Genomic DNA, 9820 nt, shown 5'->3' with positions numbered 1-9820 from the left:
GAGGTGGCGCTCGCGAGGAACGCCCGCGTGGCCGAGGACCCGTGGCTCCCGCTCCGGGTGGCCGCCGCCGCCGCCAGGTTCTCCCTACCCGTGGCCGCCTCGACTCTCGGGGTGCTGGTGGAGCGCTCACCGGTCCCCGAGGGGCGGTGGCCCGCCGAGGCGCTGTCGGACCTGCTCGTCCTGCTGGGGTCCGGTGAGGGACAGGTGCCGGTGATCGAGGCGCTCGACCGCAGTGGCCTGTGGGAGCGGATGCTCCCGGAATGGTCGGGCGTGCGCGACCTGCCGGCGAGGGACCGGGCCCACGTCTACACGGTGGATCGACACCTGGTGCAGACCGCGGTGGAGGCGTCCCGGTTGACCACCTCGGTGGCCCGTGCGGATCTGCTCCTGTTGTCGGCGCTCCTGCACGACCTGGGCAAGAGCCGCGAGGGCGACCACAGTGAGACGGGTGCCGAGATGGTCGGGCCGATCGTCCGACGCATGGGACTCGCCCCTGCCGATGTCGACACCCTGGTGAGGATCGTCCGGCATCACCTGCTGCTGGCGGTGACCGCGACCAGGCGTGACCCCTCGGATCCGGCGACGGCCGACTCGGTGCTGACCGCGCTCGAGCAGGACGCGACCGCCTTCGACGTGCTCGCCACCCTCACCGAGGCCGACTCGCTGGCCACCGGGCCCACGGTGTGGACCCCGGGAAGGGCCCGGGCACATTCGATGCTGGTCGACGCGTGCCGGGAGAGGGTGGGGTCGCAGCCCGGCGCCGTGGAGGCCCCGACCGTCGACGCCACCCGCCCGCACGGCCCCCCCGATGTGGTGGTGGAGATGCGACCCGCGGGGACGGGGACCACTCACGAGCTCACCCTCGTCGTGCCCGGCGCGGGGAAGTCTCTCGCGGTGACGGCGGAGGTGCTCGCCGCACACCGTCTGGAGATCGTCGACGGGGAGATCGACCTGCGGCCGCCCGGTGGGGTGCGCGCCAAGATGACGGTGTCCACCCGTTTCGGGGACCCCGTGGATCCGAAGGTGTTGCGACAGGACCTGCGTCGGGCGGTCGATTCCGGGGTGGCGGCGTCCCTGCGGGCCGCGCTGGCACGCAATGCCTCCCGGATGATCGGCCCGCCACAGGCCAGGTCCTCGGTCCTGGTGAACCGGCGGACGGATGCCGAGGGGATCCTGCTCGAGGTCCGGGCGGAGGACAGGCCGGGGTTGTTCGCGAAGGTCATCGCGGCGATCCTGGGCAAGGGGGCGAGGATCGACTGGGTCGTGGTGCGGACGCGCGGTGCCGCGGTCGAGGACGTCTTCGCGTTGTCCGGCCCCGGAGCGGTCCTCAGTACGGCGACGGAGGTGGAGTCCCTGCTTCCCCGGCGTGATCCCGCGACGCCCGGCGTCGGGCGGGCCGATACCCTGTGATCAGTCGTCGTCGACGACGCCGGGGACACCATGCCCCCGGCCCGCGACCCAGGGAGCTGTAACCGTGTTCGATTCCTTGTCCGATCGCCTGGCAGGTGCGCTCAAGGACCTGCGCGGAAAGGGGCGGCTCAGCGACGCCGACATCGACGCGACCGCGCGCGAGATCCGCCTCGCGCTGCTCGAGGCGGACGTCGCGCTACCCGTGGTGCGGACGTTCATCTCCCGCGTCAAGGAACGGGCCAAGGGTTCGGAGGTCTCCGAGGCCCTGAACCCGGCGCAGCAGGTCGTGAAGATCGTCGACGCGGAGCTCACCGCGATCCTCGGCGGTGAGGCCCGTCGGATCGAGTTCGCCAAGCAGCCGCCCACGGTGATCATGCTCGCCGGTCTGCAGGGAGCGGGAAAGACCACGCTCGCGGGCAAACTCGCCTACTGGCTCAAGGGCCAGGGTCACACGCCCCTCCTCGTGGCCTGCGACCTCCAGCGACCGGGTGCGGTCGATCAGCTCCGCATCGTCGGCGAGCGCGCCGGCGTGCAGGTGTTCGCCCCCCACCCCGGGACCTCGGTCGGGGGTGACGGGGAGGACGTCGGGGTCCAGGAACCGGTGACGGTGGCCCAGCGGGGCCTCGCCCACGCCCGCGCCAAGATGCACGACGTCGTGATCGTCGACACCGCGGGCCGGTTGGGTATCGACGAGGAGCTCATGGCCCAGGCCAGGGGGATCCGCGATGCGGTCCAGCCGGACGAGACCTTCTTCGTCCTCGACGCGATGATCGGCCAGGACGCCGTCGTCACGGCGGAGGCCTTCCGCGAAGGGGTCGGATTCACCGGCGTCGTCCTGACCAAGCTCGACGGTGACGCCCGTGGTGGCGCCGCGCTGAGCGTCCGTGAACTCACCGGCACGCCGATCATGTTCGCCTCGAACGGGGAGAAGCTGGAGGACTTCGATGTCTTCCACCCCGACCGCATGTCGAGCCGGATCCTCGGCATGGGCGATGTGCTCTCGCTCATCGAGCAGGCCGAGACGGTCTTCGACGCCAAGGACGCGGAGAAGACCGCGGCCAAGATCGGGTCGGGGGAGCTCACCCTCGAGGACTTCCTCGACCAGATGTTGATGATCCGCAAGATGGGCCCCATCGGCAATCTCCTGGGGATGCTGCCCGGGGGCAAAGACATGAAAGCGGCCGTCGGGGACATCGACGAGAAGTACCTGGACCGCATCCAGGCGATCATCCGGGGGATGACACCGGCGGAGCGGGCCGACCCCAAGATCATCAACGGATCCCGCCGCCAGCGCATCGCCAAGGGTTCGGGGGTCACGGTCACCGACGTCAACCAGTTGGTGGACCGGTTCTTCGAGGCCCGCAAGATGATGAGCCGCATGGCCGGCCAGATGGGTATGCCCGGAGCCGGGCGGAAGAACCAGCGCAAGGGCAAGAAGGGCAAGGGCAAGGGCCGTGGACCGACGCAGCCCAAGAACCGGGGGATGATGCCCGGTGGGATGCCGGGGATGCCGCCCGGGATGCCGGGGATGCCCCCCGGGGGCATGCCGGACCTCTCGCAAATGCCGCCCGGACTGGACACGCTGCCGCCGGGCCTCGAGGGGATCGACCTGAACGACCTCAAGTTCCCCAAGCGCTGAGCAGCTTCGTGGTGTAATTGCCTGGTTGAGCTTCAGGAAGCAGAGGGTAGCCGTGGCAGATTCCGTCTACGAGACCGAGAACGACGCCGTCCAGAATAGTTCTTCGGATTTGCCTCCTCTGATGGTCGTTATTGCCGATCCCGGGCAGGTGAGCGACCCTAAGTTCCAACCGAGTAACTCCCACCTGCCTCGAGGTTTCCAAGATCTCGAAAAAGTGCCGTCAAGGTATTGTTACTGGCGCGACCTGGATCTCAACCCAATCGAAGGGCAGTATCAGTCCTTGATGGAGCCGAGAGTGTTCCATCCCCTCCAGTACCCTACCTCGAACGACCTCTACGAAGGCACCAGACTATTCGTAGTCAGCTGGGATAGTGCAAACGGCGATCCTCTCTATCGGTCTGACGCCACCGCCGAGTTTCTCAAATCCAGAGCTCGCGACCGACTCGCTGCCGTTTACGAGAATGCCGGCATTGTGCTAATGGAGAGCCAGGCGCAGCGCGATACGCCTTCCAGTGAGGCGTATCACTCGCTTTTCGGAGACGCTGAAATGAGCGTTTCTCGCCAGAATACGACGCGTGCTGGCTCCCGGGTGGTCATGGAGAAGTCCAAACCTTTCGGCGCGCATCCGCTTATTAAGTCAATAGGGGGCGAGAGCGAGACTGATGGTGAACTGACTACCGACCCATGTGACTGTGACGAATCGAACGCGTTCTTAGATGTTCCAGCGGAGTTTATTCCGCAGATTGTCGGTCGCAGAAAACGTGGCGAGGATGCTGAGGGGAAAAACTTCAAGCTCAGCAATTCTAGGTGGACTGGGACTGGTAGGAACCAGAACGTGTGGTTCGGCTGGTTTGAGTGGTGGGGGCCGGGCTGGGTTCCGCTTATGTACGCATCTGGAGTCTCTGGTTTCCCCATTTTTCGCAATTACCGTAGGCCGGTACTCTTAGCGCGCACCAACGGCAAAGGAGTCGATATTGCCACCACGATGTGGATTTCGGCTAACCAGAAGACGGTTTCGAGGCACATCGTTTACCTTGCCGAAGACCGACAGAATGTCGAAGAGATGACACGTTGGCATAAATGGGCCGTGCTTAGGTCAAGAGCTTGGAGCTTGTTCGCTATACTAATCATTTTGTTTGCTGCGGGGTTCCTGAGCTGGATCCTGGCTGGTCTCGCTACTTCAAATGAATTGTCGCAGCTTTTGACGATCCTTGGGGTCGGCCTTATTGCTATTTGGACCATAGCATATCGGATTATCCTTCGAATATTCCGCCGTCCAGTAGGTATTAATTTTCTGACTGCTTTAATTGGGAAGCCAAGAAGGCGGCGTTCTGGCCAACGCTCCTAGTCAGGGTTGAACCGCACAAGAAAAGGAATTGCTGTGCTTGGTTGGGTAGTGGTAGACTATGACTTCGAACGGTTTCGGTTCGGTGACGTATTTCGATCCCATCTTGACGTTAAAGAGCTGGAGTCCCTTCACATTGATTATGTGACCGATTTGCTGGATTCAAGTAACGAACAGTCTACAGACCTTCACCGATTACTATACCGGATTTACGCTAGCGACTTATCGGATAGTTTCAGACAAATCTATAATCACTTCATCAAAGAAGTAATACGACCGCTCCTCGGCGAGAACTTAGTTTTCCAGCGTCGCCCGAACATCCGTTTCCAGATGCCGGGTAGTGTAGGTGTAGCCGAGTGGCACGCGGACCGCGATGTGGGTCATCACTGGACCGAGACAAACATCTGGATCCCACTCACGGAAATCACAGAGTCGAATGCTGTCTGGGTCGAATCGAGACCCGGCGAAGGTGACTTCCGTCCACTAATAGCTCAGCCCGGGCAGGCTTTGGTATTCGATGGCGCATGTTTAACGCACGGCAACATTCCGTCCAAGTCCTCTAAAACGCGTTTGAGTATCGACTTTCGAGTCGTGCGGGAGTCACTCTATCGTGACAGAGTTGTGAAATCCGTGAACACTGCCACGGAGTTTAGCGTGAATGGTTATTTTCAACGCGCAACCGACGGTTACATATCATAGAGTTTGTTGGATTGGGCTTCGCGGCGCGATTCGACTAGAGTGGTGCGCTGGACGCCGTCACCGGTGGGTCCCGCCGTGTTCATCGCGGACGGTGCCCGCGCCGAGCGGCGGTCACCCGGAAGGCGAAACCGGGCCCCGCAACACGTGCGGGAGTCGCTGAATCGCCACGTGACCCGCAAGAGAAAGCGAGACGCCACATGGCCGTCAAGATCAAGCTCACCCGCCTCGGCAAGATCCGTAACCCGCAGTACCGGGTGGTCGTGGCCGACGCCCGCACCCGTCGAGACGGGCGTGCCATCGAGACGATCGGGCTCTACCGCCCCAAGGAGGAGCCGAGCTTCATCCAGATCGACTCCGAGCGTGCGCAGTACTGGCTGGGTGTCGGCGCGCAGCCGACCGAGGCCGTCGAGTCGCTGCTCAAGATCACCGGGGACTGGCAGAAGTTCAAGGGCATCGAGGGCGCCGAGGGCACCCTCCGCGTGGCCGAGGCGAAGCCCAGCAAGCTGGACCTGTTCAACAAGGCGCTCGAGGAGGCCCAGGGCGAGCCGTCCGCCGAGGCCATCACCACCAAGCGTAAGGCCGAGAAGGCGAAGAAGGCCGACGAGGCGAAGAAGGCCGAGGAGGCCGCGGCCCAGGCCACCGACGGTGAGTCCGCCGAGGCCGGGTCGGCTGACGCCGAGAACGCCGAGGCCTGAGTCCGATGGGTGACATGGTCGTCGACGCCGTCGACCATCTCGTCCGCGGTATCGTGTCGGATCCCGATGCGGTCTCGGTCAGGGCGAGCGGTGGTCGTCGCGGCACCGTGATCCGCGTGACCGTGTCGCCCGACGATCTCGGGCGCGTGATCGGCCGCGGCGGCCGTACCGCGTCGGCGATCCGGACGATCGTCTCCGCCGTCGGCGGGCCGGACGTCCGGGTCGACGTGGTCGACACCGATCGCTAGCCCCCTCGGACCCCACCCGCACCGGAAGGACGTCATGGAACTCGTCGTGGGTCGCGTCGTGAAGTCCCACGGGGTCCGCGGTGAGGTGGTGGTGGAGGTACGGACCGACTCGCCCCGCGAACGATTCGCGGTGGGAGCTCGACTGCTGGGCCGCACCGGCAAGGGGAGGACCGCCACCGATCGGGACGTCACCGTAGAGGCCGCCCGGGATCATTCCGGGCGGCTTCTCGTGCGTCTGGCCGGCGTCTCGGACCGGGATTCCGCCGACGCCTTGCGGGGAATGCTCCTGATCGTCGACTCCGAGTCCCTACCGGACACCGGGGACCCGGACGAATTCCACGACCACCAGCTGGTGGGCCTGACCGTGCTGGACACCGGCGGGACGCAGCTCGGCGAGGTCACCGAGGTCGTGCACACCCCGGGTGGGGAACTCCTCTCCGTGCGTCTGTCGAGCGGATCGGAGGCCCTGGTGCCCTTCGTGGCCCGGATCGTCCCCAGGGTGGACGTCGTCGCCGGTACCTGCGTGATCGACCCACCGGAGGGGCTACTCGACCTGGGGACCCCGTGACCGGACCCGACCATACGGTCACCGCCCCACGGATGCGGCTCGACGTCGTCACGGCGTTCCCGGACTATCTCTCGCCCCTCCGTCTGGCACTGCCCGGGCGGGCCATCGACCGCGGCATCCTGGACCTCCGGGTCCACGACCTGCGCAACTGGGCTCACGACGTGCACCGCTCGGTGGACGACACGCCGTTCGGTGGCGGACCCGGCATGGTCATGCGGCCGACTGTCTGGGGCGAGGCCCTCGATGAGGTGGTACCACCGTCCGCGGGCTCCGCCGCGACGCGGCCCCTGCTCATCGTGCCCACCCCGGCGGGACGACCGTTCACCCAGGCCGATGCCCACAGCTACGCACGACGCGATCACCTGATCTTCGCCTGCGGTCGATACGAGGGAATCGATCAGCGCGTGATCGATGAGGCCTCCACACGCATGGACGTGGAGGAGGTGAGCATCGGCGACTACGTCCTGATCGGGGGAGAGGTGGCCGTCCTGGTGGTGGCGGAGGCCGTCGTCCGACTCCTCCCCGGGGTGCTGGGCAACCAGCGCAGTCACGAGGAGGACTCCTTCTCCGACGGCCTCCTCGAGGGGCCGAGCTACACCCGGCCCGAGGTGTGGCGGGACCGGCCTGTCCCCGCGGTACTGAAGAGCGGTGACCACGCGCGGATCGCGCGGTGGCGGCGTGACGAGTCGCTCCGGCGCACGGCGCAACGTCGCCCCGACCTGCTCGACGGGGCTGCTCTGGGTCCCGCGGACCTGGAGACCCTGAGGTCCGTCGGCTGGCCCGAGCGCGCCGACTGATTTGGGGTCGGCCGACGGATAGTGGCATACTAGCGAGGTTGATCATCCGGGCGCACCCGTGCGTCCGCGGACGGTCGCGCTGCTCCGGGCACGAACCGGTTGACCCGCCTGACGGCGGGCGCCAGGGTCCTCTGTCCTCAATTCCTGACATCCGAGGAACACAATGAACACTCTCGACTTCATCGACAACAAGTCGCTCCGCGACGACATCCCGGCGTTCCGCCCCGGCGACACGCTCGACGTGCACGTCAAGGTCATCGAGGGCTCGAAGGAGCGCGTCCAGGTCTTCAAGGGCGTCGTGATCCGCCGTCAGGGTGGTGGCGTCCGCGAGACCTTCACCGTCCGCAAGGTCTCCTTCGGCGTCGGCGTCGAGCGCACCTTCCCGGTCCACTCGCCCACCATCGACCACATCGATGTCCTGACCCGCGGCGACGTCCGTCGGGCCAAGCTGTACTACCTCCGCAACCTCCGCGGCAAGGCCGCGAAGATCAAGGAGAAGCGCTGAGCATGTAGAGCGAGTCGGACTCGGCCGTCGTGTGTGGTGGCCGATCGACTACGCTCGTCCGGGTGAGCAGCACCCAATCACCTGGACAGCACCCCTCCGAGCCGGGCCCCCGAGAAGACGGGGACCCGGCTCGAGGCGTGGGTGGAGGCCGTCGCCAGGCGCGCGCCGCCGAGAAGAAGGGCCAGCCCTGGTACATCGAGATCCCCATGCTGGTGGTGATCGCGCTGGTACTGGTGTTCGTCTTCCAGACCTTCGTCGGGCGGGTCTACCAGATCCCCTCGGAGTCGATGGAGCCCACGCTGCACGGGTGTGCCGGCTGCACGGGTGACCGGATCTTCGTGGACAAGATCTCGTACCGGTTCGGCGATCCGCAGCCCGGGGACGTCGTGGTGTTCGAGGGTCCGAATTCCTGGAACCAGGGGTACCAGTCCATCCGGTCGGACAACCCGGTCATCCGGACACTGCAGGACATCGGCGGCGTCATCGGCGTCGTCCCGCCCGATCAGAACGACATGGTCAAGCGTGTCATCGCGGTGGGTGGTCAGACCGTGGGCGGGTGCTCGCCGGACGGGGGCCTCCTGGTGGACGGTGAGCCGCTGGACGAGCCGTACCTCAACGCGGACCCCTCGATCGACCGCAACCCGCTCAACTGCGCGTTCGGGCCGGTCACCGTTCCGGAGGGCAACTACTGGGTGATGGGTGACAACCGGAGCAACTCGGCGGACTCCCGGTACCACATGGGCGACGAGTTCCAGGGCTCCGTTCCCGAGGAGAACATCATCGGCAAGGTGCAGGCCATCATCCTCCCGTTCAACCGGATCGGGTCCGTCCCCTCACCGGACATCACCGCGGGGTGAGCCCGGTCCGACCGGGCCGGGTGAGGGTGACCCGGCGTGACGGACGGCTGGCTCTGGAGGCGGCCCTGGCGCGGCGGGGTCTCGGGCCGGTCGCCGGTGTGGACGAGGCCGGGCGCGGGTCGTGCGCGGGACCACTGGTGGTGGCGGCGTGCGTGTTGGGTAGCCGTCTCACGGCGGATCTCGCTGATCTGGACGACTCCAAGAAGCTGTCTCCTGCGACCCGGGAGCGCCTCCACGACGCCGTGTTGCGCAGAGCCGTCGCGGCGTCCGTAGTCGTGATCGAACCCGACCGCATCGACGAGCGCGGGGTCCACCGGTGCAACCTCGAGGGAATGCGACGCGCGGTGGCCGCTCTCGATCCGCCGCCGGGCTTCGTCCTGACCGACGGGTTCGCCGTGGACGGGCTCGGGTGCCAGTCCACCGCGGTGATCGGGGGTGACGAGGTCGTCGCATCGATCGCCGCCGCGAGTGTCCTAGCAAAGGTGACCCGTGATCGGATTATGGTGGACCTCGACCCGAGGTACCCGGGCTACGGTTTCGCCGCCCACAAGGGGTACAGCACCCCGGGTCACGCCAGGGCGATCGAGCAGCTCGGTCCCAGCGACATCCACCGGATGTCGTACGCCAACGTCCGTCGCGCCGCCCAGGCGCATTCGAGGAGCAGCACTAGATGAGCGCCGAGGATCTGGAGAACTACGAGACCGAGATGGAGCTCTCGCTGTACCGCGAGTACCGCGACATCGTCGGTCAGTTCACCTACGTCGTCGAGACGGAGCGGCGCTTCTATCTCGCCAACGCGGTCGAGCTGATCCCGAGGTCCGCGGACGGCGAGGTCTACTTCGACGTCCGGATGTCCGACGCCTGGGTGTGGGACATGTACCGGCCTGCCCGTTTCGTCAAGTACGTCCGGGTGTTGACCTTCAAGGACGTCAACATCGAGGAGCTCGACAAGCCCGAACTCCGCCTCCCGGAGTAGTTCGCGACTCGCTCGTCCTCCACAGCCTCCCGCGCCTCCACAGGGCGCGCCCGGCCCGATCCGCGTCCAGCGGATCGGGCC

The 9820-nt window shown here is 66.0% G+C and carries 11 protein-coding genes; all 11 read left to right on the top strand.

Annotated elements, in window-relative coordinates; translation table 11 throughout:
- A partial coding sequence (locus G6019_RS04980; RefSeq protein WP_206681808.1) for an HD domain-containing protein occupies positions 1 to 1410 on the top strand: 1410 nt, incomplete at its 5' end.
- A 64-nt stretch (positions 1411 to 1474) separates the two neighbouring features.
- Positions 1475 to 3049 carry a signal recognition particle protein gene (ffh, locus tag G6019_RS04975; RefSeq protein WP_182612256.1) on the top strand — a complete coding sequence of 525 codons (1575 nt, stop codon included), beginning with the start codon at positions 1475 to 1477 and terminating at the stop codon, positions 3047 to 3049.
- Between the two features lie 52 nt (positions 3050 to 3101).
- On the top strand, positions 3102 to 4397 hold the full coding sequence (locus G6019_RS04970) for a hypothetical protein (RefSeq protein WP_182612257.1): 1296 nt from the start codon (positions 3102 to 3104) through the stop codon (positions 4395 to 4397).
- A gap of 893 nt (positions 4398 to 5290) precedes the next feature.
- Positions 5291 to 5788 carry a 30S ribosomal protein S16 gene (gene rpsP / locus G6019_RS04965; RefSeq protein WP_107756648.1) on the top strand — a complete coding sequence of 166 codons (498 nt, stop codon included), beginning with the start codon at positions 5291 to 5293 and terminating at the stop codon, positions 5786 to 5788.
- A gap of 5 nt (positions 5789 to 5793) precedes the next feature.
- Positions 5794 to 6036, top strand: a complete 243-nt coding sequence (locus G6019_RS04960) for an RNA-binding protein (protein ID WP_017836982.1) — start codon at positions 5794 to 5796, stop codon at positions 6034 to 6036.
- 34 nt (positions 6037 to 6070) lie between these two features.
- Positions 6071 to 6604, top strand: a complete 534-nt coding sequence (gene rimM / locus G6019_RS04955) for a ribosome maturation factor RimM (RefSeq protein ID WP_182612258.1) — start codon at positions 6071 to 6073, stop codon at positions 6602 to 6604.
- Positions 6605 to 6636: 32 nt separating this feature from the next.
- Positions 6637 to 7401, top strand: a complete 765-nt coding sequence (trmD, locus tag G6019_RS04950; RefSeq protein ID WP_107758110.1) for a tRNA (guanosine(37)-N1)-methyltransferase TrmD — start codon at positions 6637 to 6639, stop codon at positions 7399 to 7401.
- A 163-nt stretch (positions 7402 to 7564) separates the two neighbouring features.
- Positions 7565 to 7906, top strand: coding sequence for a 50S ribosomal protein L19 (gene rplS / locus G6019_RS04945; protein WP_017836979.1), 342 nt, complete (start codon positions 7565 to 7567; stop codon positions 7904 to 7906).
- A gap of 62 nt (positions 7907 to 7968) precedes the next feature.
- The gene (lepB, locus tag G6019_RS04940; protein WP_182612259.1) at positions 7969 to 8763 is read left to right on the top strand and encodes a signal peptidase I; all 795 of its coding nucleotides are present in this window, start codon (positions 7969 to 7971) and stop codon (positions 8761 to 8763) included.
- Positions 8760 to 9437, top strand: a complete 678-nt coding sequence (locus tag G6019_RS04935; protein ID WP_107756645.1) for a ribonuclease HII — start codon at positions 8760 to 8762, stop codon at positions 9435 to 9437. The genes lepB and G6019_RS04935 overlap by 4 nt, the downstream gene beginning before the upstream one ends.
- Positions 9434 to 9739, top strand: a complete 306-nt coding sequence (locus tag G6019_RS04930) for a DUF2469 domain-containing protein (protein ID WP_007632861.1) — start codon at positions 9434 to 9436, stop codon at positions 9737 to 9739. Before G6019_RS04935 ends, G6019_RS04930 begins: the two co-directional genes overlap by 4 nt.
- Positions 9740 to 9820: the final 81 nt, after the last annotated feature.

It is taken from the genome of Dietzia sp. DQ12-76, from assembly GCF_014145045.1.
Taxonomy (GTDB): domain Bacteria; phylum Actinomycetota; class Actinomycetes; order Mycobacteriales; family Mycobacteriaceae; genus Dietzia.
This window is presented reverse-complemented; position numbering and strand designations above follow the sequence as displayed.

Bases quoted from the DNA above. Each gene is read 5' to 3' on its own strand.
- rplS (WP_017836979.1), top strand. From the start codon at position 7,565: ATGAACACTCTCGACTTCATCGACAACAAGTCGCTCCGCGACGACATC.
- rpsP (WP_107756648.1), top strand. From the start codon at position 5,291: ATGGCCGTCAAGATCAAGCTCACCCGCCTCGGCAAGATCCGTAACCCG.
- G6019_RS04960 (WP_017836982.1), top strand. From the start codon at position 5,794: ATGGGTGACATGGTCGTCGACGCCGTCGACCATCTCGTCCGCGGTATC.
- trmD (WP_107758110.1), top strand. From the start codon at position 6,637: ATGCGGCTCGACGTCGTCACGGCGTTCCCGGACTATCTCTCGCCCCTC.
- rimM (WP_182612258.1), top strand. From the start codon at position 6,071: ATGGAACTCGTCGTGGGTCGCGTCGTGAAGTCCCACGGGGTCCGCGGT.
- G6019_RS04930 (WP_007632861.1), top strand. From the start codon at position 9,434: ATGAGCGCCGAGGATCTGGAGAACTACGAGACCGAGATGGAGCTCTCG.